The organism is Rossellomorea sp. DUT-2 (assembly GCF_052665285.1).
In genome coordinates this window covers 305,439-327,908 of sequence record NZ_JBQPEO010000003.1, presented here as the reverse complement: position 1 = coordinate 327,908, position 22,470 = coordinate 305,439, and the positions used below count along the sequence as shown (strand labels likewise).

General features: G+C 45.4%; 24 protein-coding genes. 4 read left to right on the top strand and 20 right to left on the bottom strand.

Going from position 1 to position 22,470, the window contains the following annotated elements:
- Positions 1-7 precede the first annotated feature (7 nt).
- From ACOSV2_RS12375 to ACOSV2_RS12365, 3 genes are read right to left on the bottom strand one after another with little or no spacing between them, the layout of a single operon-like run.
- Positions 8-1,099: an ABC transporter permease gene (locus ACOSV2_RS12375; protein WP_428975336.1), complete on the bottom strand. Its 1,092-nt coding sequence runs from the start codon at positions 1,097-1,099 to the stop codon at positions 8-10.
- Positions 1,096-2,022: an ABC transporter ATP-binding protein gene (locus tag ACOSV2_RS12370; protein ID WP_428975335.1), complete on the bottom strand. Its 927-nt coding sequence runs from the start codon at positions 2,020-2,022 to the stop codon at positions 1,096-1,098. The genes ACOSV2_RS12375 and ACOSV2_RS12370 overlap by 4 nt, the downstream gene beginning before the upstream one ends.
- Positions 2,023-2,081: 59 nt before the next feature.
- Positions 2,082-2,510, bottom strand: a complete 429-nt coding sequence (locus ACOSV2_RS12365; protein ID WP_428975334.1) for a DUF6526 family protein — start codon at positions 2,508-2,510, stop codon at positions 2,082-2,084.
- Between the two features lie 270 nt (positions 2,511-2,780).
- Between ACOSV2_RS12365 and ACOSV2_RS12360 the strand changes: the two genes are divergently transcribed.
- Positions 2,781-2,972 carry a hypothetical protein gene (locus ACOSV2_RS12360; RefSeq protein WP_428975333.1) on the top strand — a complete coding sequence of 64 codons (192 nt, stop codon included), beginning with the start codon at positions 2,781-2,783 and terminating at the stop codon, positions 2,970-2,972.
- A 114-nt stretch (positions 2,973-3,086) separates the two neighbouring features.
- Here the strand turns inward: ACOSV2_RS12360 and abc-f are convergent, their stop codons facing one another.
- The 3 genes from abc-f to ACOSV2_RS12345 form a co-directional block, all read right to left on the bottom strand.
- Complete coding sequence (gene abc-f, locus ACOSV2_RS12355; protein WP_428975332.1) at positions 3,087-4,718, bottom strand: ribosomal protection-like ABC-F family protein; 1,632 nt, start codon at positions 4,716-4,718, stop codon at positions 3,087-3,089.
- Positions 4,719-5,052: 334 nt separating this feature from the next.
- Positions 5,053-5,766 carry a YetF domain-containing protein gene (locus ACOSV2_RS12350; protein WP_428975331.1) on the bottom strand — a complete coding sequence of 238 codons (714 nt, stop codon included), beginning with the start codon at positions 5,764-5,766 and terminating at the stop codon, positions 5,053-5,055.
- A gap of 13 nt (positions 5,767-5,779) precedes the next feature.
- The gene (locus ACOSV2_RS12345; RefSeq protein ID WP_428975330.1) at positions 5,780-6,478 is read right to left on the bottom strand and encodes a YetF domain-containing protein; all 699 of its coding nucleotides are present in this window, start codon (positions 6,476-6,478) and stop codon (positions 5,780-5,782) included.
- Positions 6,479-6,711: 233 nt separating this feature from the next.
- On the opposite strand from ACOSV2_RS12345, the gene ACOSV2_RS12340 reads away from it, so the two are divergent.
- The gene (locus tag ACOSV2_RS12340) at positions 6,712-7,485 is read left to right on the top strand and encodes a TerC family protein (protein ID WP_428975329.1); all 774 of its coding nucleotides are present in this window, start codon (positions 6,712-6,714) and stop codon (positions 7,483-7,485) included.
- Positions 7,486-7,540: 55 nt separating this feature from the next.
- Here the strand turns inward: ACOSV2_RS12340 and ACOSV2_RS12335 are convergent, their stop codons facing one another.
- The 4 genes from ACOSV2_RS12335 to ACOSV2_RS12320 all read right to left on the bottom strand — a co-directional run bounded on the left by ACOSV2_RS12335 (position 7,541) and on the right by ACOSV2_RS12320 (position 11,426).
- On the bottom strand, positions 7,541-8,662 hold the full coding sequence (locus ACOSV2_RS12335) for an NADH-dependent flavin oxidoreductase (RefSeq protein WP_428975328.1): 1,122 nt from the start codon (positions 8,660-8,662) through the stop codon (positions 7,541-7,543).
- A 139-nt stretch (positions 8,663-8,801) separates the two neighbouring features.
- Positions 8,802-9,086, bottom strand: a complete 285-nt coding sequence (locus tag ACOSV2_RS12330) for a hypothetical protein (protein WP_428975327.1) — start codon at positions 9,084-9,086, stop codon at positions 8,802-8,804.
- Between the two features lie 57 nt (positions 9,087-9,143).
- Complete coding sequence (rlmD, locus tag ACOSV2_RS12325; protein ID WP_428975326.1) at positions 9,144-10,541, bottom strand: 23S rRNA (uracil(1939)-C(5))-methyltransferase RlmD; 1,398 nt, start codon at positions 10,539-10,541, stop codon at positions 9,144-9,146.
- A 15-nt stretch (positions 10,542-10,556) separates the two neighbouring features.
- Positions 10,557-11,426 carry a DNA-3-methyladenine glycosylase family protein gene (locus ACOSV2_RS12320; RefSeq protein WP_428975884.1) on the bottom strand — a complete coding sequence of 290 codons (870 nt, stop codon included), beginning with the start codon at positions 11,424-11,426 and terminating at the stop codon, positions 10,557-10,559.
- 142 nt (positions 11,427-11,568) lie between these two features.
- On the opposite strand from ACOSV2_RS12320, the gene ACOSV2_RS12315 reads away from it, so the two are divergent.
- On the top strand, positions 11,569-12,045 hold the full coding sequence (locus tag ACOSV2_RS12315) for a DUF4362 domain-containing protein (protein ID WP_428975325.1): 477 nt from the start codon (positions 11,569-11,571) through the stop codon (positions 12,043-12,045).
- A gap of 61 nt (positions 12,046-12,106) precedes the next feature.
- On the opposite strand, the gene pdaA is transcribed toward ACOSV2_RS12315, so the two are convergent.
- The 6 genes from pdaA to ACOSV2_RS12285 form a co-directional block, all read right to left on the bottom strand.
- The gene (gene pdaA / locus ACOSV2_RS12310) at positions 12,107-12,883 is read right to left on the bottom strand and encodes a delta-lactam-biosynthetic de-N-acetylase (protein WP_428975324.1); all 777 of its coding nucleotides are present in this window, start codon (positions 12,881-12,883) and stop codon (positions 12,107-12,109) included.
- Between the two features lie 213 nt (positions 12,884-13,096).
- Positions 13,097-13,663, bottom strand: a complete 567-nt coding sequence (locus ACOSV2_RS12305; RefSeq protein ID WP_428975323.1) for a DUF4825 domain-containing protein — start codon at positions 13,661-13,663, stop codon at positions 13,097-13,099.
- Positions 13,664-13,784: 121 nt separating this feature from the next.
- Positions 13,785-15,341, bottom strand: coding sequence for a fumarate hydratase (locus ACOSV2_RS12300; RefSeq protein ID WP_428975322.1), 1,557 nt, complete (start codon positions 15,339-15,341; stop codon positions 13,785-13,787).
- Between the two features lie 84 nt (positions 15,342-15,425).
- Positions 15,426-15,677, bottom strand: a complete 252-nt coding sequence (locus ACOSV2_RS12295; RefSeq protein ID WP_428975883.1) for a GNAT family N-acetyltransferase — start codon at positions 15,675-15,677, stop codon at positions 15,426-15,428.
- Entirely contained in the window at positions 15,641-15,868 is a 228-nt protein-coding gene (locus ACOSV2_RS12290; protein WP_428975321.1) for a hypothetical protein, read from the bottom strand. The genes ACOSV2_RS12295 and ACOSV2_RS12290 overlap by 37 nt, the downstream gene beginning before the upstream one ends.
- Before the next feature lie 309 nt (positions 15,869-16,177).
- On the bottom strand, positions 16,178-16,360 hold the full coding sequence (locus ACOSV2_RS12285) for an SE1561 family protein (protein ID WP_034761313.1): 183 nt from the start codon (positions 16,358-16,360) through the stop codon (positions 16,178-16,180).
- A 113-nt stretch (positions 16,361-16,473) separates the two neighbouring features.
- On the opposite strand from ACOSV2_RS12285, the gene yfkAB reads away from it, so the two are divergent.
- Positions 16,474-17,601: a radical SAM/CxCxxxxC motif protein YfkAB gene (gene yfkAB / locus ACOSV2_RS12280; protein ID WP_428975320.1), complete on the top strand. Its 1,128-nt coding sequence runs from the start codon at positions 16,474-16,476 to the stop codon at positions 17,599-17,601.
- Positions 17,602-17,910: 309 nt separating this feature from the next.
- Here the strand turns inward: yfkAB and ACOSV2_RS12275 are convergent, their stop codons facing one another.
- The 4 genes from ACOSV2_RS12275 to cax all read right to left on the bottom strand — a co-directional run bounded on the left by ACOSV2_RS12275 (position 17,911) and on the right by cax (position 22,420).
- Positions 17,911-18,096, bottom strand: coding sequence for a hypothetical protein (locus ACOSV2_RS12275; RefSeq protein ID WP_428975319.1), 186 nt, complete (start codon positions 18,094-18,096; stop codon positions 17,911-17,913).
- Positions 18,097-18,200: 104 nt separating this feature from the next.
- Complete coding sequence (locus tag ACOSV2_RS12270) at positions 18,201-19,052, bottom strand: YfkD family protein (protein ID WP_428975318.1); 852 nt, start codon at positions 19,050-19,052, stop codon at positions 18,201-18,203.
- Positions 19,053-19,289: 237 nt separating this feature from the next.
- Positions 19,290-21,242 carry a hypothetical protein gene (locus ACOSV2_RS12265; RefSeq protein ID WP_428975317.1) on the bottom strand — a complete coding sequence of 651 codons (1,953 nt, stop codon included), beginning with the start codon at positions 21,240-21,242 and terminating at the stop codon, positions 19,290-19,292.
- 122 nt (positions 21,243-21,364) lie between these two features.
- Positions 21,365-22,420, bottom strand: coding sequence for a calcium/proton exchanger (gene cax / locus ACOSV2_RS12260; protein WP_113968709.1), 1,056 nt, complete (start codon positions 22,418-22,420; stop codon positions 21,365-21,367).
- Positions 22,421-22,470: the final 50 nt, after the last annotated feature.

Here is a 22,470-nt window from a genome sequence, read left to right as displayed (position 1 = left end):
TCTCATGTTACTCCCACTTAAACACATAACTAGCCAGCGCAAACCCGCCAACCAGCCAGGCACCCAATATCATCGTCTCCATCCCCAATTCCATAAACGGGGTTCCAAGATTCATCGTTTCCCGCAGCGCCGAACTCAAATGGGCGATCGGCAGCACCTTTACGATCGGCTGGATAAGATCCGGCATATTGTTGATCGGGAAGAACACGCCACCAAGAAACAGCATGGGGAACGTCACGAATCCAGCAATCGGTCCGGCACTCTCCGGGTTCTTTGCCATACCGGCGATAATGAAGCCAAGTGCCATAAACGCAAGGGTTCCGAGGATGATGAAGAAGATCATGGCAAGCCATGAACCGGCGACGTTAATGTCAAAGATGAGGTCGGCGATCAGGACGACAAGCAGTGCCTGTGTTCCGTTCAGCATCAGGCGCGCCGTGATCTGGGCTGCGATGAACGTGGAGGCTTTCAATCTCGTCCCCTGCATTCTCCGCAGGATCCCCCGTTCACGCCACGCGGAAATTTGACCTGCCACCCCGTTCATATTGTTGCTCATGATCATCATGGCAACGATCCCCGGTACCAGGAAATCAACATATCGCAGGTTCAACGCCTCAATCCCTACCTTCTCGACCGTCACTAGCGGCTTATAGTCAACCAGGTCCTTGCTGTATTGATCAATGATGCCGTTCACCACCGTCAAACCAAGTTCTGACGTGGTCAGGTTTTTTTCATTATAGTACACAGGAAGAGAGGAAGCCTCCTCCCCGTCTTTCAGGTTCGCTTCATAGCCTTTCGGGATTTCGATGAGAAGCTGGATATCTCCATTTTCAACGGCTTCTTTACCCATCTTGACGCTCTCATATTTCGTGGTCTCGAGTCCCTCATTTTTATAAAATAAGTCCTTTAAGTCCTTCGAAGCTTCGGATTGATCCCCGTCGATCATTCCTACTGTTAACGAGAGGGAATTTCCCCCGCCTGCAAAGGACCCGAGTGCCACCATCAGGATGACCGGGAACAATAAAGTGAAGAATATCACCTGCTTGTTGCGGGCAAAAATCCGTAATTGTGCAAGGGTTAACTGCCAATAAGCTCTCATGATTCCCGCAACCTCCTTCCTGTCATATGAATGAAGACATCCTCTAATGTCGCCTGGCGCGTCTGGAGGTCCTGAATGGTCAAATTGTGCTCAGTCGATTTGGAAATCAAGGAGATCAGTGCCAGCTGAAGTTCATCGGTATAGAGCTGGACGAACGTATCCTTGATGGCCGCTTCCTCGACCCCATCAATTTCTACAAACCACTCCTGTTCAGGTGGATTGTGGAGATGGAATTCAATCGTACTCGTTGACTGCAGGGTTTTCACCAAATTCGTCGGTGTGTCAAGAGCAATCAATTCCCCTTGGTCCATAATGCCGATGCGGTCACAAAGCACATGGGCTTCATCCATATAGTGCGTTGACAGAATTACCGTCTTTCCACGCTCCTTCAGCCGCAGCACAATGTCCCACAACGTCCGTCTGGCCTGTGGATCCAGTCCCGTCGTCGGTTCATCGAGAAACACAATCTCTGGATCGTGAATGAGTGCAAGGGCAATCGCAAGCCGCTGCTTCTGACCTCCCGACAATCCCTTGATCCGGTCCTTCCGTTTCTCGGTCAACAGCATCTCCCCGATCAATTGGTCGATGTCCACATGGCTCGGGTAGAAGCTCGCGTACAAATGAAGGATCTCCTCTACTTTCAACAATTCAAACAAAGAGGTCGATTGTAGCTGAACCCCGATGACCTCTTTCACCTTATTCACTTCTTTCTTCACGTCGTACCCCGCCAGAGCGGCCGTCCCCTCATCCGGCTTTCGAAGTCCGACGAGCATCTCGATCGTCGTCGTCTTCCCGGCCCCGTTCGGACCAAGCAAACCGAAGATCTCACCCTTTTCCACCTGGAACTTCACTCCCTTCACTGCTGTGAAGGAGCCATATCTTTTCACTAAATCTTTTACATCCACCATGACTTCATTAGGCATAACGAGCCTCCTTTAACAAAAATGTAACCGCCCAAGAGTGAGCGGTCCTTCTGTGTTGTTTATACTCGATGATGATCTGCACGCCAATTTTGTATAGCTTTTTTAATGTCGTTAGGAGATAAGTTCTCTGTCACTGATCTTTCCACTAATCCTGGAAATTCTTCATCTGGCGCAAAGCGGAGCGCAATCATCTGCTTCAAGGATAACCTGGCATCGGGTGATTTCCCGGTTAAACGATAATAGCGGAAACTTTCCTCCGTGCGGATGATGCGATCCTGCAGCTGAAGAGCATAGGTTCTTAGCTTTATCCCTATAAGGATAATCGTCAACACAACAAACAGCACCACGAAGCTTAGCAAAGTCTCTGTCCCTACATTCTTGACGAAAAACGTAATCGTCAAAATGAGTGTGATGAGTGATAAAAGTGCAATTCCAACATGATAGGCGGGATCGATCTTACTGTGGTTTCCATAGTTTTGCTGTTTCATATGTACCTCCTGAGGGTTATAGGTATATTATAACTTAGTTGCGGAACAAAAAAAAAGCACACCTAAGAATATTATTCCGGTTTGAGATCTACCATTCCTATTAGATCTAAATCTTATTGGCAACGAGATCAATGATTCATCCTATCTTGCGTGTGCATTAACATCTATATTTTTCCATATGATAATGGTAAGATAGTAGCAGAAGCAACACCTGCAGGACGTTCACCCGCTTTTACCTAATAAGGTATTAAAAAAAGGAGGTTTTCAAAAATGGTTTGGTTATTCGTTTTAATTCCCTTATCCTTCATGGCCGGGGTCGTCATCGTGGGCAGTATCAAAGAGACGTACTTTTCTCAAGGCTATCTTACTGGTGATTGCTATGATACACACAAGAGTGAGGGGTATAAAGCTTATTGCCAGGGGCAGTCCCATCAATTCAAGTTTTATACAGGCGGGCGGTAATTTGATAGAGAAGAAGTAAAGAACCCTCCTGAAAATCCATCTGTTAAAGAAGGCTGTTTTCTTTCAAACAAAAGGACATTTCAATCGTTTTTATTCGATTGAAATGTCCTGTTTTTAGTTTATCTTATTTATTTGTTCCGTCAGCTGTTTGAACTTTTGATCCAGCTCAGCATACCCCACATCCCCCGGTACCATAAAACTAAGCCTTCCCAACACTTCCTGCCTCTCCGTCTCAAGCTTTAACCGCCATACTTCTTTGTCATCCCGTTCTGATACCGGTTCATTCAACTGCTTCCCGATGGTCCTATTCTCGATCACAAGCTTGATTTTCGTCGTTTTTTCAAGGAAATACCGGTCATGGGACACGACGATCAAAGTTCCATTATACTTCGAAAGGGTGTCCTCCAGCTGTTCACGGGAGGCCAAATCGAGATGATTCGTCGGCTCATCAAGGATCAGCACATCCCGTTCCTCCAGTATATACTTCATCAGCTTGCACTTTACGCGCTCACCCATGCTCATATTCCTGATCGGTTCCCGCCAGTGGGACGTCTGGAATCCCAGGTGCTTCATGAGCGTCTGGACTTTCCCTCTCTCCTCGAAGGTTTCCTTTTGGAAAAGCTGCTCGGGCGTTTCCTCAAGGGGAAGGTCGAACACTTCCTGTGTCAGATAGCCGATCTCTGCACATGGTGAAATCCATACATCACCGTCAGCCGCCTCCTGCCCCAGGATCACCTTCAATAATGTCGTCTTGCCGCTTCCATTCGGTCCGATGATCGACACCTTTTCCCCATGCTGGATCGTGAAATTGGCATTTCTGAATAGTATTCGTCCCTCAAATGCTTTCGTCAGATCTTTCACTTCCAAGAACCGCTTCCCTGTCTTATGCGTCGCCTTAAGTGAAAATCGCACAGTATGTTCTTCCTCGACCGCATCCACCTTTGCCCTCTCAAGCTCTTTCTCGAGACGCTTTTGCTTCGATTTCACCTGGCTGTCCGTCCGCTTCGCTTTTACCCGGTAGTATTCTTTATATCCTTCCTTTTTGGTGGACTGGGCGTGGGCTTTTTGTGACCATGACGAGAGTTCTTTCATCTGACTTTCAATCCGTTCCACCATCTTCTGCTGTTTCTCATATTCACGCTGCTGCGTAAGCCGTCTCTGTTTCCGTGCCTCCATGTAGCTCGAATAATGGCCCCGGTGCTCAATCAGCTTCCCATGTTCGATCGCCCAGATCTTTGTCACCGCCTCATCTAAAAAATACCGGTCATGGGAAACGAGAATGACCGTCCCTTTGTACTCCTTGATCTGGCTCGTCAGGAGTTTCATGCTCCCGTGATCCAGGTGGTTCGTCGGTTCATCCAACAGAAGAAGGTCGGCATTCTTCGCAAACCCTTTTGCAAGCCGGGCCTTCAGCTTTTCCCCACCGCTCAGCTGCTGGAACTCATGATTTGGCACACTCCACTTTTCCAAAAGCATGGCTTCAGAAGGTGTCGCGTCGTAAAAGGAATAGGACTCCGTTTCCTGCTCGACCATACCGATGTTCAAGTCATGCTGCAGCCACTGGATGGTACCTTCAGAAGGCATTAAGTCCCCGTGAATCAACTGAAGAAGCGTCGACTTCCCTGCGCCATTCTGCCCAATGATCCCGATGACATCCCCTTCCTGTACACCCGCATTGACCCCTTCAAAGATAGGCTGATCCATCATTTCATAGCTTATATTCACTAACTTCATTAATTCTCTCAAACCATCTTCTCCTCTCATCAAAGGGAGAACAAAAAAATCCTCCCATTTTTTCTGGAAGGATTAGCCGTACCTGTCGCGCTCAAAGAAAGCTATTATCGATCAATAGCTGAAACAATGTATAAAAATGGGCAGACTAATCCTATTTTGGTTAATTTGAAATATGGAATTTCAAACGTCTCGAAAATAAGATCAGTGCTTCATCGTCCACCCATCACTCCTGTCATATTTAGTAAATTCACTATAGCATGAAATGATTCATTATGGCAAAAGGAAAATGAACTTCCGCCATTCGATGTTACCTATTCGTTTAGAACATTTGAAAGAAGGTCTACTTTTAGTTATTTTCATTCTTTAATACATACAATTTCTTTGATTTATTCATAGTACCCAAAAAAACATCATTTATATCTGCAATGTTTTCTTTAAACAACTGACTCATTAGCCATCCTTCGTCTACTTGAAGTTCCTTTAAGTTCTCATGTACGATTCGACCTTCATTTATGACGACGAGGGGGATTTCAGTGGCACTTACAGGGAGATTCATGTCCTTGGATGTAACATGGGATTCCCGATCGTATTTCATGACGGATATAAACCCGTTTGGCTCTAAGATGGCATATTTGACCTGGCTTATATCGAAGACATCGTTTACCCGGAGTTCAGATAGGAGCAGCTCTAAATTGATAAATTGCCGCTTTAGATTTTTCAGGACAACCCTTCCATTATCGATCAGGATTGCAGGCTTGCCATTAAAGAAGAAGCTGAACCTTCTACTTTTCAGTGAAATCAGGCTGAACACGATGTGCCAAAAGAATAAAGTCAACAACGGAACCAGCATATAAGTAAATGATACCTTTCCATCCAACAAGGGAGATACCGTAATGGCACCAAGTATCCAAATGAGGGCAAAATCATATGTAGTTAATTGACTTACGGCTCGCCTTGATACCAGCCTGCCCACAAAGAACCCGACAACTCCTACAATCAGTGTTCTGATTAAATATCCAAATAATGAAATTTCCTCAATCACGCCAAATACATCAGGCAATGGATGTTCCTCCTTAATGAATGAACAATTCATTCTGTTCAGTAATAAGACCAAGATTGACATCTGCAATATCCGTTACATTCTGCTCTTTTAATTGAAGGTAGACCCAGTCTATATTAAGCTGTTTCTCCTTCATTATTTTCCTATCAACCTTTCCATCATAAATCAAAATTTTAGTGAGTTCTTTCGTGGTCATTGGTATACCCATAGTGGATTTCGTGACCGGTAAAGTATGGCTATCTTTCGCCACACTGAAGTCTCCATTTGGTTCCGCAATGACATATTCGACGTTTTGCAAATCAAAGACATTCTTTTTTCTTAATATTGATAACAAGTTATCGATGGTGAGCATGGTCTTCCTTAAATTCCCTTTATTCACTTTACCTTTTTCCACAAGGACTTTCTGTCTTTTAGAAGCAATGTATGGAGATATCTTTATGTAACTATAAGAGACCAATAAGATGATCAAGATATATACAAATGTAATCGCAATCGCATCAATTGGCCGTGACGCAGGCTGCACCATTCTTGATGCAGCGATGTGACTAATACCGGCAGCCACCAGGAAATTATAAGGAGTCACAATACCTGGCTGTCGAAATCCCAACGCTTTATCAGCTAAAAAAAGAACAAAATACAAAATCGTGGTCCGGAGAAATAATTCCAGATAAGTAAGCTCTTCCGCTTTAAAAAGTAAATTTTCCCACTCCAAGATAATCCATCTCCTTAATAACCCTAGATGATTAATTAATGGGGTATGTTATTAGTATTTGAGGTATTTCACTAAAGAATACCCATTCTTCGAACGGAGTCCGCACGTAATTTTTCTCGAAAAAACTAATGTCCTTAAAGTATCAGATGTAAAATAAGTGGTAAGATAAACACTGTGGACTTATTTTCAAAAGGATGACATCACTGCCTTTTCACTAGGAAGGAGTTTTACGTTTGGAATCAATCTGGTTAGAATACGGATGGACATTACTGATCCTTATCGGCCTTGAAGGCTTGTTATCAGCGGATAATGCCCTTGTCCTCGCCGTCATTGCGAAACATTTGCCCGATGAGGAGAAGAAAAGGGCAATCAAATACGGGATCTTCCTCGCATTTGCCTTCCGATTTGGTGCACTATTTGCGATTTCCTTTATCGCAAACGTCTGGCAAATCCAGGCGATCGGTGCAGCCTACCTTCTTTACCTGGGCTTAAAGCATGTCATCAAAGCACGGTTTGGAAAAGAGAATGAGAATATCCGTGAAGATACAGAAGAAGATGCGGCCGGTAAAGGCTTCTGGCCGACAGTAGGAAAGATTGCATTGGCAGACCTTGCTTTTGCGATTGATTCGATTCTCGCTGCCGTGGCTCTTGCCCTTGGTCTCCCTGATTCTCCCCTTGATGATTTTGGAGGGATGGATGGCGGACAATTTATCATTGTTGTCCTAGGTGGAATTGCCGGGCTGATCTTGATCAAATATGCTGCAACCTGGTTTGTGCAGCTGCTTGAAAAGCGCCCTGCTTTAGAAACAACCGCCTATGCCATTGTCGCCTGGGTCGGGGTGAAGCTGGCGGTCATTACACTGGCTCATGAAGATATTCATATCCTGGATCACGATTTCCCTCATAGCACCCTTTGGACCCTCACGTTTTACGGAGTCCTTGTGGGTATCGCCTTGTTTGGGTGGTTCGCACCGGGAAACAAAGAATCTCAGCATAGTGAAAGTTAAATAAAAGAAATGCCCTGTGAATCTTCACAGGGCATTTCTTTTCAAGACTGACTCTCTACACTCCCGGGAACCAGCCAGGCGTATTCACAATTGCATTCCATAACGGATCGGGAACGACCAATTCTTCCTGTTTCCCTTTATCGATCTCCGTTACAATTTCATCTTCTCTTCCATCTTCTATCTTCTTCAGCCAATCGGGATCAATGATCAGTTCACGTCCAAGGGCCAATAACGGAACGCCTGTACCGAACGCTTTATGTGCATCGTCGGCAGAGTAAATCGAACCTACACCGATCAGAGGTGTACGGTCACCGATGGTTTTCAATAAATAATCCATTCTTGTTCTCTCAACGTCCTCCACGCCTCTTCTTGGCTTCGAGAAGAACTCGAACAGGGACACGTGAAGATAATCAAGGTCCTTGTCTGCAAGGGCATCCACAAGGGTAAGGGTGTCACCCATCGTGAACCCATTGACTTCAGGCTCCTCAGGTGAGAAACGGTATCCAACGAGGAACGATGGATCCGCATGCTCAGCGACCACACTCTTCACCTTATCGACGATGGCAAGCGGGAACGTCATCCGCTTTTCCAGGCTGCCGCCAAAACGGTCTTCACGACGATTTGTCATCGGGGAGAAGAATTGATGGATCAAATAACCGTTCGCTCCGTGGATCTCCACGCCATCATATCCCGCTTCAATCGCACGGCGGGTCGTCTCACCGAAAGCATCGATGATATTCTCGATCTCTGCTTCTGTTAAGGCTCTGGCTTTCTTTTCACCATTTTCACCCATTACGTCACTCGCACTAACAACGTCCCCGTCAGGAACCAAATCTGGTGGGCATTGTACACCTCCGTGGAAAATCTGGAGGACAGCTTTTGCGCCCTGGTCTTTGATTCCCTTTGCCAATCGTTCAAGGCTCGGGATCATTTCATCGGAATCCCCGCCGAACTCACCAGGGAACCCTTTTCCATCAGGCGTGACATATGTGCAGGCAGTAATCACCATGCTGACATCTTTTGAACGTCTTGCATAGTAGTTGACCTCTGCATCCGTTACGTTACCCTGCTCATCCGATGAGAAATTCGTCATCGGTGCCATGATGATGCGGTTCTTTAATTCGACTCCATTTTTGAAAGTATAGGGAGATAATAGCTCTTTATATTTATTGTTCATGATTTTGCCTCCTTGTGGTTGTTCAAGGGACATCTTAATAGATAAACGGGTTTATTGACCAGACATCTGCTTGGAGGATGTGCCGATGTGATCTAAAATGGGCATCCCTCAGCGATTGAAGGATGCCCTATTGTTTGTTTTATAGTGTGGTTTCAATCAAATACTCAAAAAATTTCTTTACGGCTTCATGGGAAAAATCGATGTCACCTGCATTATCTATATCGACAATAATAGGAGTAAAGTCATCGCCATCACGAACAATGCAGTACCCATCTCTTTCTTCGAGGATTCTCTCAATCCCATAGCCGAATTCAATATCTGTAATCACAAAACCATCATTTAATCTACGTCCAATTGTATCTGAATAGAAGTGTCTATCATGAATATCATCATACCTTAGATACCTTACCTTCACCTTTCCCATTAAACTCTTCCTTTCTAATAAAATTGTCGCTGTTAAGAAAGAGGATTCCTACAATTTTTATTTGAGAACCAGCCTCGCCACAACCTCCACATGCGCGGTCTGCGGGAACATATCCACCGGCTGTAAATATTCCACCCTGTACTGTTTCTTCAAGTAATCGATATCCTTCGCCAGAGTCGATGGGTTGCAGGAGACATAGACAAATGTCTTCGGTTTCACTTCTTTCAACGTATCCAGAAGCTTGTTGTCACAACCGGTCCTTGGCGGGTCTACCACTACGACATCCGGATGCCAGCCTTCGTTTTTCCATTTTGGCATGAGGGTTTCAGCACCGCCGACGAAGTATTCAGCATGATCGACTCCGAATTTCTTTGCATTCTTCTTCGCGTCATCGATACCTTCCTTGATGACGTCCATGCCGCGGATTTCTTTCGCTCCGTCTGCAAGCCATAATCCGATGGTTCCTACTCCACAATAGGCATCGACCACTTTTTCCTCACCTGTAAGGGCCGCTGCTTTTTTTGCTTCATTATACAACTTGCTCGTCTGAATCGGGTTGAGCTGGAAGAACGCACGTGCCGATAGCTCGTAGGTGAACTCTTCGAGGCGCTCTTCAATACTTTCTTTCCCTGATAGATGGATCGTTTCATCTCCGAATATGAGTGCCGTTTTTTTCGGGTTGATGTTTTGGGCAATCGATACGACTTCCGGGAGATTTTTCTGGATTTCCGAAATCAGCAATTCCTTGCGCGGGATCTTCTTCTCTGCAGTGACGAGTACGACTTGGACTTCGCCTGTTTCAAAGCCGACACGGGTGACGATCGTTTTCAGGATCGGCTTCTTCTTTTTATCATCAAAGACAGGGATGTTGAAGTCGTTGATGATGCGTTTGATTTCGGTTGTCACTTTATTTGTCAGCGGGTGCTGAACGATACATTCATCGATGTCTATCAGCTTGTTTGAGTTCATACTGTATAGGCCTGCGATGACCTTGCCGTTTTGGATCCCCACTTGGAATTGGCTTTTGTTCCGGTAGTGCCACGGGTTGTCCATTCCAATCGTCGGTCGGATGTCCAGGTCTTCCAATCTAAGCTTCGTGTGACGCTCGAGAGATTGAAGCAGGATGTCCCGTTTGGCCTCCAGTTGTCCTTCATATGAGAGATGCTGAAGCTGGCAGCCTCCGCACTGCTCGTATACCGGGCATGGAGCTTTAGTACGTTGTGGTGACTTCTTCCGGATCTTCTTGATGCGGGCTTCGGTGAATTTCGGGTGGACCTTGGTCACTTCCACCACCACTTCTTCCCCTGCAAGGGCCCCGGGTACGAAAACGATCTTTCGTTTAAAGAACCCGACTCCTTCACCGTTGATGCCGATTTTTTTTATGGTTAGAGGAAACTGTTGTTTCAGCTCGATTTTCACTTCATTGTGCTGCTTTTTTTCGTATTGCTTTTTCATTGGTTCACGTCCGTTCTATTCGATACTTCTCCATAAATACAAGGATGCATAGCTTAAATAAGGATGCCAGGATTCGCTGAATTGGTCAAGCTCATCCATGGTCGGTTTCTGATCCATTCGAAATAATTTCTTGATGGCATTTTGGATGCCGATATCCGCTTTCGGGAAGAGATTCGGCCGACCGAGTCCGAATAACAGAAAGCTTTGGGCTGTCCATGGGCCGATGCCCCGGATTTTGGTAAGTTCCTTGATCACTTCTTCGTCCGGCTGCTGGGCTAGTTTGTCCAGGTCCAGTTCGCCATTCGATACCTTTTGCCCGATGCCGATCGCATATTCCGCTTTCCGCTGACTGAATTGCAGCTCCTGCAGTTCTTCCACAGTGAGCCCGGCGACTATTTCCGGTGATGGATAGAACCAGACCCCATCCTTTTGCCAGCCATATTTTGTGACAAAACGATGGGTCAGGGTGAAGGCAAATTTCAGGTTCAGCTGCTGATGGATGATGCTTTTGATAATCGTCGCAAACGGGTCGAATTCCAAGATGATGGGCGTCCCGATATGCTCCTCGAAAATGGGCTTCAGATCGGTCTGTAGGAAGTGCTCATGCATGTCCCGGAGACCGGTGTGCCACTGGAAAATGTCCGAGATTCGGCTCTGCTTCTCTTCAAGGTTTTCTTCGTTTTCAAAGGTCATGCTGAATTCAGGTCGATCCGTGGTGCCTGTCGCCTGAACCTTGATGACCTCCCCTTTCCCATCAGGGAGATAGTAGGGAACCTTCACGCTTCGGTCTTCCTGATCCACTGCGTTCAACGGATCCAGCGCCAGCCTCTCCAGTACCCGGTCAAAATCATAGGGACCCTCAACCTTAACATTCCTTATCACCATCATCCTCATCCTTCCGCACAAAACTTGTATGTGTATTATAGCATACCGTCGGTGTAACACCTCAACGTTGTCGTCCGTCTAATACAATAGCTGAGGGACGGACCTGTAAAAGTATAGGGGCTATAGTATAGGGACGGACCTCATGGAATTTATGAAAGGGATGATTTGGTTCGTGAAGAGATGGATGATGGCTGGTTTGTTCCTTTTATTCTGTGTGGGTGGTTGTGAGGAGCCTGGCAACCAGGTGGAAACTCAAGTGGGGAAAAAAGCGGGGGCTTATGAGCCTGTGGAGACAGATATAGTGAATACTCATGGAAATGTTGAGAATATGGAGAGGTTTGAAGAGTTTTATCAGAATGTGATGGATGATGTAGAGGATCGCATTCGGATTGTTTCTTATACAGAGGAAGGAGATCCTATTTTGCACGACCTCGAGTTTGACGGGAATGTACTTCATTCCGCTAGGGACTCACGTCGGGATACGTTCGGTAATGGGGAGATTGTAAAGATGTCCTGCGAGAATATCGAGTATGTACAAAATGGGGAAATGGCGGACAATATGTATAGATTGGCCGATTGTGACCGGAAAGATGCCGATGACAGTGTGCTTTGGTATTAAAGTGTTGAGGGACGGACCTCATTTCCTAGGACCAGGTCCTAGGAATGAAGGTCCGTCCCTCTTATTTTTTCATCATTGGATGTTCATCCAGGCTTTTGAAGGTGTAGCCTCTTTTCTTTAGGTCTTTTATGGCTTTTTCCATGGCGTCTGCGTTGTCTTTAGAGACGGAGTGCAGAAGGATGATCGCGCCTGGGTGGGCTTGGGCCATGATATTGTCGTACGAATATTGCCAGCCTCTTTGCTGATCGGTCTTCCAATCGATAAAGGCTAGTGACCAGAAGACGTGAGTGTAACCTTCCTCTTTCGCAATTTGGAGAGTACGTTCAGAGAATACACCTCTTGGGGGGCGCAGGTAGTTCATTTCTTTCTGACCTGTCAGTTCCTTCGTTTTCACTTTTACTTTTTGTAGCTCTTCCCGGATTTTTTGATCCGAGCTTGCCGTGAAGTCCGGGTGATGCCAGGAATGGTTCCCGACGATATGCCCTTCTTTCACCATTCGCTTGACCAGATCTTCAGCGCTAAGTAAGTAGTGACCTGTCACGAAGAAGGTCGCCGGTACTTTTTCCTGTTTCAACACATCAAGGATCTGACCTGTGTAGCCATTTTCATACCCGTTATCAAAGGACAGATACAGGACTTTTTTATCCGGTGATCCTTTGTAAAAAGCTCCATATTTCTCAAGCAACCGATCATGCTGAGCTCCTGCTTCTGCAGGAACTTCATTCTGACTTTTCTTAAATCCCCAGCCAATCGGGTTATTCGAAACTGCATAAGCTTGTGCCGGGATGAGTAATACTAAGATTGACGCTATAATCAACACTTTTAGTGAATTCCGCAAAACTGAACCCTTCTTTCACTTCCGTTTCCCTTAGTTTTTGAGAACGGAGAGGATTCATGTGTACTAAAAGTATCCATATATGGGTGTGATGACATGAATTTTTGTTTGTTGCCGCACTTTTGCTAACTGTTGCGGCACCTTCAATGATTGTCGCGGTACTTTTCAACACTTGGTGCGGCAAATTGTGAACAACCGGTCCTAAAGGTCCGTCCCTCACTCAAAAAACGTCTGATACTTCGTGGCCATTTCGGTTAGTTTTCCGTTGTGTTCATCGATGAATTGAGATACGGTCTTTTTATCCCAGATGGCCTCCCCTGTTGGGAATTCTTCAAATTCATCCTGGAGGTTCTTGACCATTTTGTCCCTTGAAATGGATACCATGGATTCGTCTATCTGGAAGTGATATTCCTGGGCATTCGGAACGAGTAGGGTCAGGTAGATGGCGTTGTAATAAAAGTTCTTCTGGTCGGCATGATTACCATCAAACCAAAACTCTTCCACGTCACTTTGAGTGAGGCTCCCTTCTTCATGGCCATAGGTCACCTTCACCATTTCCCCTGAAAGATCGATCTCCTGAATGGTTTCCCCACCAGGCAATTCCTGAAGGATCGCACTGACCTTGGAGTTATCCCCCACATAGGTTCCACTGTTTTCTTTTAACGTATCAACGTTCACATCTTCAATGGAAGTGATATTCGATTTTTCAGTATTATTTGCACACCCTGTTAAGAACACCATTAAGGAAAGAAACAACATGCTCACTAATTTATTGAAAATCATCGTAGCCCTCCAGATCCTGTTTGTATGTAATACGAAAAATAGGTCTTTATGGTTTCATATTTTAACATAAATACCCAATAGAAAAACCACCCCGCAACTTTAACGAGGTGGTTCGATTTCCTTATTTAAAAACAGGCTCTTTAAACTGAGCTAATTTTTCCAATGACGATTTATCCACTTCTTCATGCAGGCTGTTACCATGGGAATCCATCGTTACAACTGCTGTGAAGCCTTCCACATTCAGGTGCCACATGGCTTCAGGAATACCGAACTGCATCAGATCCACTCCGTCTACACCCTTGATACAATCTGCGTAGTACTGAGCCGCTCCACCGATGGCATTCAGGTACACTCCGCCGTGATCTTTCAAGGCGGCAAGGGTTTTCGGACCCATTCCGCCTTTTCCGATGACCGCCCGGATACCGAAACGCTTCATGATGTCCCCTTGATAAGGCTCCTCGCGAATCGATGTCGTCGGACCAGCCGCTTTCACGTGCCAGTTGCCTTCATCGTCCTTCAGCATGACCGGACCACAGTGATAGATGATTTGACCGTCAAGATCAACTGGCGCATCGTTGTCGCTCAAATGTTTATGGATCGCGTCACGGCCGGTGTACATACGGCCGTTGATATGAACCACGTCTCCCACCTTCAGCTCACGAATTTTTTCTTCCGTAATCGGTGCTTCCAGTACGACTACGTTTGGCTGTTCCCCGGATGAAGCTGCTGCCGTTTCAAGCTCAGCCTCTGACCCTTGAGTAAGATCGATTTTCTCACCTTCCTGGTAGAACCATTCGTCAATACCGCCCGATTCCATATCAAGCTTCACACCTAAACGACGGAATGCCCAGCAATTATAGGCAACAGATACGAAGAAGCTGGCAGGGATACGATTCATCACGCCGACTTTACAGCCAAGCAGAGTCGTTTCACCGCCGAATCCCATCGTGCCGATTCCAAGCTCATTCGCATGGTCCATTACGTACTCTTCTAACTTACGAAGATCTTCATTCGCATTCACATCATCAACGGAACGGAATAATTGTTCTTTTGCCAGATCATAGCCTGAAGAACGGTCTCCCCCGATTCCAACGCCGATGAAGCCGGCACTGCACCCTTGTCCCTGGGCCTGATACACCGAATGCATCACGCATTTACGGATCCCATCCAGGTCACGTCCGGCACGGCCCAGTCCTTCAAGCTCACACGGAAGGCTGTACTGGATGTTTTTATTTTCACAACCGCCGCCTTTTAATATCAGACGCGCATCGATATAATCCTTTTCCCACTGCTCGAACTTGATGACCGGTGTCCCTAAGCCCAGATTGTCTCCTGAGTTTGCCCCAGTCAATGAATCAACTGAGTTTGGACGAAGCTTCCCGTCCTTCGTCGCCTGTACCATGGCAGCATAGATCGCTTCTTTGATTTCAAGCTGATTCACGCCGACCGGTGTTTTTATTTTAAAAGTCGGAAGTCCCGTATCTTGACAAATCGGTGATACATTTTCATCCGCCATCTTTACGTTATTTGAAATCGTGTCCAAGCTCATCGCCGAACGCGTACCGGCGTTCTCACGGGCTTTCGCCGACCGGATCGCACGTCTGACATCCTTTGGCAGGTTCGTGGATGTTTCCACAATCAAATCGTACATACTTTGCTGTAATGTCTCTTTATTCATCGTTCTCCCCCTCTAAAGATCTCAAAAACAGTCTTAATTTTCATACATCATTATACTCCTATAAGAATAAGATTGAAAGGGATTTCACAATGGAATTTCCTTCTCGAAATAACACGAAACCTCATCTTCCCCCTTATAGATGTACCCGTTGTTTTGGTAAAATCGGATGGCGTCCGACCACTGTTTGTTCGTTTCGAGGTTGAGGCTGCGAGCCCCAAAGGAGTGTGCTTTTTCTTCCAGAAATTTGAGCATGATGCATCCGAGACCACGTTTCCTGTAGGGGGATTGGACTGACATTCTCACAATCTGATACGTATCTGGTGTTTCTTTTCGAATGGCGCCTGTGCAGATGATGTCGTTGTTCTCTCTCCCAATAAAAAAATGATAGTCCCATCATACTCTTCTGAAATATCACGGATATCGGGATTCAAGCTGTGATCGATGAACCCGAATCGCTCGAGGAAACCGGACAAAATCACATCTTTAGCAGCCTGGCATTGGTGTTTTTCGATGGGTGTGATGATCATGGGGATTGTTCGCTCCTTTAATAGATGGTTTTATGTGAAGTTTGACGTTTCGGTGGGGAAATCCTGCTTGACATTGTTGTCTGCTATCCTGAATAGGATGAGGTGTGGGGTTGATGGAGCGTTGTTGGTGGATTTAGACCGTTATTTGAATTTATCAACTGTTATTCTGTTTTATCAACCGAAATCACTTATATACCGACCGTTCTACAAAATACGACAAATTTCACACCCGGCCCGGCAGAACCATACCGCCAACACATACATCCAAGGTCCGTCCCTCAAAAAAAATAAGAGCCCCATCCAGGACTCCTACTCACTCTTTTTAAATTGCTCGCATTTTACTTCTATATCATCGATCATGGCAATAAGGCGATCGATATCGTCTATATCCGCTTGTTCGGGATCGATTGAGTCCAGAACGTCGACGAACAGGTTCAGGCGTTGTTTTAAATAGCTTACTTGTGAGTCTTTATCGTTGATTGCTTTACCCAAGAGTTCTCTCTCCTTTCAATACGTTTACTATGGTAACCAATAACTTTCGGATTGACAAGGGCTGGACGTTTCTCAATAATGAATAGGTACTTATTTATAAAGGAGCTTTTATAATGAAAACTGATACTCTCTCCAAGAAAATGTCGATTGACCATGATCCTTGGGAGGCTTACTTAGATGTGGATGAGCATGGTGACATCACGCTTTCCAATATAGAATTCACCACCACGACGCTCTGTAACATGAGGTGCGAGCACTGTGCCGTCGGTTATACCCTGTCCCCGAAGGATCCAAGCGCCCTTCCCATTGAATTGATTCTACAGAAGCTCGACGATATCAAAACACTTCGTTCCCTTAGTATTACCGGCGGAGAGCCAATGATGTCCAAGAAATCAGTTGAAAATTATGTCTTGCCATTACTGAAGTATGCACATTCCAGAGGCGTACATACCCAAATCAACTCAAATCTGACCCTGGACCTCGATCGCTACTTGATGATTGCCCCATACTTGGATGTGCTGCACATCTCGCACAACTGGGGAACGATCGATGAGTTCATTGATGTCGGTTTTGCCAATATGGAACGAAAGCCGACAAGGGAGCAGCGTCAGAAACTGTTTGACCGCATGATCGAGAACAGCCGTGCTCTATCTGAACGCGGAGTCCTTGTATCGGCAGAAACCATGTTAAATAAGAACACCCTGCCTTACTTGGAAAAAATCCACCGTCAGGTAGTAGACGAAATGAAGTGCGGTCGTCACGAAATTCACCCAATGTACCCTTCCGATTTCGCGTCAAGCTTAGAAACTCTTTCATTGGAAGAAACTAGGGAAGCCATCAGGGACATTCTGACCTTCCGTGATGAAAACATATGGATGCTATTTGGAACACTTCCATTCTATCCTTGCAGCTCTTCACAGGAAGACTTGGATTTTCTAACGGAACTTTATGCTGCTAAAAATGTCAGCGTCCGTAATGACCCTGACGGCCGTTCTCGTCTGAATGTAAATATTTTCACTGGAGATGTCATTGTCACTGACTTCGGTGACACGCCAGCCCTTGGAAATATAGCGAAGGATACGCTGCCTGCCATTTTTGAAAAGTGGAAACAACAACCTCTTGCGAAAGAGTTGAATTGCCACTGCCCTATGGCCCGCTGCCTTGGACCAAATGTGCTTGTGAAATCTATGTATTATGGAGATGTAGACTTTTCGAAGCGTGAAGCGAGGATTTCTCGATAGAAATAGTGTGAAGGCTCAAATCTGTTATGGGTTTGGGCCTTTTTTATAGAAGTTTGGAATATGAACTTCCATCAATTGACTAAATTTCTGGCTTTGTTGTGCCAGTTCCGCCCCAACTTGTGCCACTTTTCGGGTTTGTTGTGCCAAATTGTGAACAAATCGACATTCGCACCCATTCCAAACCCGCTACTTCTCCCCTCACTCAAGGTCCGTCCCTCCCATTCCATTTCCACTACCCTACCCCAAAACCAAGGTCCGTCCCTCTCCAATAAAAAAAGAAGCACAACGGAAATTCATCCGGTGTGCTTCTTATCCGATTGGGCCGCGGTGGTTTTCTTTTACGGGTTGGTCCATTTTCTGTAGTGCCGGGTCCATTACGTTATATTGTTGATTCTTGAGGCTTTCGGCATATACTTTTGCCCTTTTTGCTCCGAACCAAATTCTCATTGCTGTGTACGCAATCAGGATCCCACCAAAAATAAGTAGATACTCCATGATACCCCTCCTTCAATTCTGAATATTCTAATTATTATAACATATCAAAGAAAATAATAAAAGAGTGAAATAAGTTTTACCCCACTTCACTCTTCTTTAAACATTTATCTTGGTGTTTCGCTTGCCATGAAGCCGAAGTGGACGTGATCCTGGACTGGAATCCAGGCTCCGACTCCTTGGGATGTAACATTTTTCACGACTACGGAGCGTTTTGTTCCCTTCATCACAAGGAACACTTCACCGTAGGTCACTTTTCCTTTTTCGTTGATCGCCGGAGCGTAGGCATAGAGGTAGCCAAGTCGCTTAGGTGAAATGTTGTACACCTGATCCTTCTTCGTTCCTGCTCCTACAATCGTTTGGAATGCAAGGGGCAGCTTTGATTTATCCATGGCTTTGATGAGCATCATCTTTTCTACATCATCGGCGTGTGGGACTTTAGCCGTCAATCCACCCTTCACTACTTTTTGTGCTTCCTGGACGTAGTGAATTTGATAATTGGATTTCCCGCCGCGGTTATCGAAGTAGTTCGTGTTGACCTTTTGATACTCCCAGTTAGGAGAGGTCTCGGTTGAAGCATAGTTCAAAGGCCATTCTCCTAAATAGATCGTTGCCCGCAATCCAATGGTTGGTGCTTTATTCATGGTGGATTCATTCAGCATCCGGATTAGATTCGGGTTTTCAATTCTCACATTCGATGTTTCGATTAATTCCTGGGACCATTCGCTCGGTTGAAGATACGGTTGATCCTGGGTTGAGTTGGGATACGTATTTTCCTTTGCGATGTTTAATACTGAGTTTGGGATCTTTACGCTGGTATCTTCAGTTGGTTTCGGAGCTTTCTCCGTTGTTTTTGGTGCTTTGTCATTTTCTTTTTTAGGACTATTTTCAGCGTGAATACCCGTTGTTGCAACGAAAAATGCGAGTATGACCATAAGAACAGTGCGCATGATTTTCATGTTTTGACTCCTTTCAAGCTTAAGGGTTTGCCGTTAGTTTTTCCTAGTTGAAAAAGCTTATCCCAAAAACTTTATTTGAAAGAATATTTACAAAATTCAAATATTATTTTATACTAATATTTATAAGAAAACAGTCAGGCTTCTACCTACAAAGCAAACTGGCCTGTTTTCAATCATTCCTACATTCCCTAAAAAAAGCAGCGGAGTTCATGATTGAACTCTGCTGCTTTTTTTATCCTACTCACAGGAACATTCTTCAGGTGGACAGACACATTTAATGTGTACTTCATATGGTTTTGTGGAAACCTTCTTGCCATCAATGACGACAAAAGCTTGGATTGAAATACGATCATGCATTCCGTATTCAGGAATGATTTTTGCTGAATAGTTTCCTTCCTCGTCTGTGATGGCAGGATTGGGTGCGATGATCCCCTTAAAGTGCTCTTCTTTCACTTCAAAGTAAACCTTTATATCTTCAAGTGGACTGGAGTCACACAGTACTCTCCCTGTGAGGCGTGCTCCTTTGCATCCCACATAAGGCGGCACCTTAAATATCAGTTTCACTTCACTGCATTTCAGGCATCCTGCATAAACAAAGGCTTTTTCTACGATTTCCTCATCCTCTATCACGGTGCTTGCCAAATATATAACGTCTTTGAACGGCGTGTTCGGCGGCACTTTGGCGTCACTGGTAAATCTCCCATGTTCATCTGTAGACACAACAGGGGGTTCAAACTGTAAGGTCGGACTGGACAATTTCACTTTCACATCATGCAGAGGTTTCTTGTCACAACATACTTTACCGCTCACCTTTCCATAGCAGTCTATTTCTTTTATATGATCCAGTTCAATGGTCGGATCTTTGCATTGGCAATGGATTTTGACCGTTTTGATCATCGACTTGATCACCGTGTCACCAAAGATGGTCGTCGCCTGAATCGATATGTCTTCGGATTTTCCCGAGACTGGAGTGATCATCGTTTCATATTCACCATGCTCATTGGTCCGGGCAGGATTAGGATTCACTTCCACAGCACCTGGTGATGAATCTATGATCGCAATCGTGATTGCTGCATGTCGGATAGGGGTTCCGTCACATGTTAATTGTCCGGTCAATTTAGTGCCTTTACAAGGGATGACCTCGCACGGAACTTCGAGAGTCAATTTAGGCTTTTCACACTTGTCACAGCCTGCAATGACTTGATCAGTGTCCGAAACTGTTTTTCCATCCACCATTGCTTCCACTTTATAGAAAGCGGACTGAAACTTAGTTCCGTTTTTCACCTTGACGACAGATGAAAATTCTCCCTTCTCATTGGTCACTGGGACAGGCGGCTTAAACTTCAAAATCGGGGAGCCGGTTAATGTTACCGGGACATTCGCCTGAGGTACGCCATCACAGGTAACTTTCCCACTCACAATGGCACGGCAATCGATTTTCTTTAAATTAGTTACCTTTATGTCCGGATTCTTACATTTGACGCATCGAACCTTCACTTCTCTCGTTTCTGAGGTAACCTTTTTACCTCCGAGTTTCGTTATTGCTGTAATTGTAATGGTCTCCTTCACATCAGGAAAAAGGACCAGGGTTGCCGTGAACTTCCCGTCACTCTGAGTAATCGCAGGATTTGGAGTGATCACTATACGCTTGGATGGTGATTCAATGATAAATGAAATGGCCGCATTCCCTATTGCCCTTCCATCGCATATGAGCCGTCCTGAAAGTTTTGCCCCCTTACACCCGACCGGTTCCTTGATCGGATCCAGCATAAGTTCAGGATGTTTACATATAATACAGTCCACTCTTACCGATGTCGAATCCCAGATGGTTTTCCCGATGACCATTGCCGTTGCGGTCACAATTACGTTAGGTATGATCGAAGTACCCTGAGCCACAGTCACTCTCGTTGAAAACCGGCCGGTGCTGTCCGTGACAGGAGTCTCGTTATCAAATATCAGTCCCGTGAAAGATGACGACAGAGTAACCGTGACACCTTGGAGGGGTTGATAATCACATAGCACTCTGCCGCTGATGATGCCTTCACAGCTGATCATTCCTTTTTGATCTAGTTGAATGATAGGATTTGTACACCCTTCAAAGGGAAAAATCCCGGGACATCCTCTGGGAGGTAAATCGATTTTACAATCAATGACTTTGCCTAAGATCGGTTTTTTCTTTTTTCTCACCATTCTCATTCCTTTGCACAAAAACTCTTCTGTTATCTTATTCAGGATTGAGTAGGCGGTTCTCACGAATTTTTACGGGACAAAGAAAAGACCCGACAGACTAACCTGCCGGGTTCTCGATTATATTATAGTAGATAAAATCCAATCCCCATGATGAAGTAGGCTGCCAAAAGGGTTAGACCCTCAAACCAGTTCGTCTCCCCGTCATTGGATATGACGATAGTGACAAGTACGGCTGATACCATGGCCACCAGTTCCGGTAACGTAAACACAAGCGGCATGCTCGTTTCGAAAAACAGTGAAATCAACACAAGAACCGGCGCTACAAACATCGCAATCTGCAGGGTAGAACCGACTGCAATCTCCACAGCTATATCCATCTTATTTTTATAAGCCATAATGATCGCTGACGCATGTTCAGCAGCGTTTCCGACGATGGCTACGATGATGACCCCGATGAACAGTTCGCTCCAGCCGAACGTGTTCCCGACCTCTTCAAACGTATGAACGAGGCGTTCCGATACATAGGCAACGGCTGCAGTGGAAGCGGCAAGGATCAACAACGCTTTCCCCTTACTCCACTCCGGCTCTTCATGAGCGTGCGCACCCTCTTCGCTTTCATGCTGATACACTCCGCGGTGAGTCACTAACTTAAAGAATAAGGCAAATAAATAAAGGGCGATTAAGATGACCGAGACACCGATGGAAAGGGTCATGGTCTTCGCTTCGTTCATATCCTGGGCAAATACTTCCGGAATCACGAATGCCACGATGATCGCAAACATGAGCAACCCCGAGTTGTGACGGGCATCAAACACATTGAACTTCTGACGTTTGAACTTGATTCCCCCAACAAAAAAAGATAACCCGGCAACTAAGAGCAGATTCCCAAGCACGGAGCCCGTCAAGGACGCCAGCACGACGCCGATCAAGCCAGCTTTTAACGCAAAAATAGAAATAATGAGTTCAACCGCGTTTCCAAAGGTCGCGTTCAATAATCCGCCGATACGGGGTCCCGACACAACGGCCAAACTTTCCGTTGACCTTCCCATAAAAGCTGCAAGGGCAATGATCGTCACACAATAGATCACGAACATGATGACATTCGGCCAATGAAGCAGTGAGCCGATGACCGAGATCGGAACTCCTGCAAATACTAGCAGTGCAAATACTTTATTCATGTGTAAGATCCTTCTTTCCTAAAGAAAATTTGTTTAAATCAAGGGAGATG

What these genes read in the sequence shown, in the direction of transcription:
- ACOSV2_RS12375 (WP_428975336.1), bottom strand. Translation starts at nt 1,099, where the DNA reads ATGAGAGCTTATTGGCAGTTAACCCTTGCACAATTACGGATTTTTGCC.
- ACOSV2_RS12370 (WP_428975335.1), bottom strand. Translation starts at nt 2,022, where the DNA reads ATGCCTAATGAAGTCATGGTGGATGTAAAAGATTTAGTGAAAAGATAT.
- ACOSV2_RS12365 (WP_428975334.1), bottom strand. Translation starts at nt 2,510, where the DNA reads ATGAAACAGCAAAACTATGGAAACCACAGTAAGATCGATCCCGCCTAT.
- ACOSV2_RS12360 (WP_428975333.1), top strand. Translation starts at nt 2,781, where the DNA reads ATGGTTTGGTTATTCGTTTTAATTCCCTTATCCTTCATGGCCGGGGTC.
- ACOSV2_RS12335 (WP_428975328.1), bottom strand. Translation starts at nt 8,662, where the DNA reads ATGAACAATAAATATAAAGAGCTATTATCTCCCTATACTTTCAAAAAT.
- ACOSV2_RS12330 (WP_428975327.1), bottom strand. Translation starts at nt 9,086, where the DNA reads ATGGGAAAGGTGAAGGTAAGGTATCTAAGGTATGATGATATTCATGAT.
- rlmD (WP_428975326.1), bottom strand. Translation starts at nt 10,541, where the DNA reads ATGAAAAAGCAATACGAAAAAAAGCAGCACAATGAAGTGAAAATCGAG.
- ACOSV2_RS12320 (WP_428975884.1), bottom strand. Translation starts at nt 11,426, where the DNA reads ATGGTGATAAGGAATGTTAAGGTTGAGGGTCCCTATGATTTTGACCGG.
- ACOSV2_RS12315 (WP_428975325.1), top strand. Translation starts at nt 11,569, where the DNA reads ATGGAATTTATGAAAGGGATGATTTGGTTCGTGAAGAGATGGATGATG.
- ACOSV2_RS12305 (WP_428975323.1), bottom strand. Translation starts at nt 13,663, where the DNA reads ATGATTTTCAATAAATTAGTGAGCATGTTGTTTCTTTCCTTAATGGTG.
- ACOSV2_RS12300 (WP_428975322.1), bottom strand. Translation starts at nt 15,341, where the DNA reads ATGAATAAAGAGACATTACAGCAAAGTATGTACGATTTGATTGTGGAA.
- ACOSV2_RS12290 (WP_428975321.1), bottom strand. Translation starts at nt 15,868, where the DNA reads ATGATCATCACACCCATCGAAAAACACCAATGCCAGGCTGCTAAAGAT.
- yfkAB (WP_428975320.1), top strand. Translation starts at nt 16,474, where the DNA reads ATGAAAACTGATACTCTCTCCAAGAAAATGTCGATTGACCATGATCCT.
- ACOSV2_RS12275 (WP_428975319.1), bottom strand. Translation starts at nt 18,096, where the DNA reads ATGGAGTATCTACTTATTTTTGGTGGGATCCTGATTGCGTACACAGCA.
- ACOSV2_RS12270 (WP_428975318.1), bottom strand. Translation starts at nt 19,052, where the DNA reads ATGAAAATCATGCGCACTGTTCTTATGGTCATACTCGCATTTTTCGTT.
- ACOSV2_RS12265 (WP_428975317.1), bottom strand. Translation starts at nt 21,242, where the DNA reads ATGGTGAGAAAAAAGAAAAAACCGATCTTAGGCAAAGTCATTGATTGT.
- cax (WP_113968709.1), bottom strand. Translation starts at nt 22,420, where the DNA reads ATGAATAAAGTATTTGCACTGCTAGTATTTGCAGGAGTTCCGATCTCG.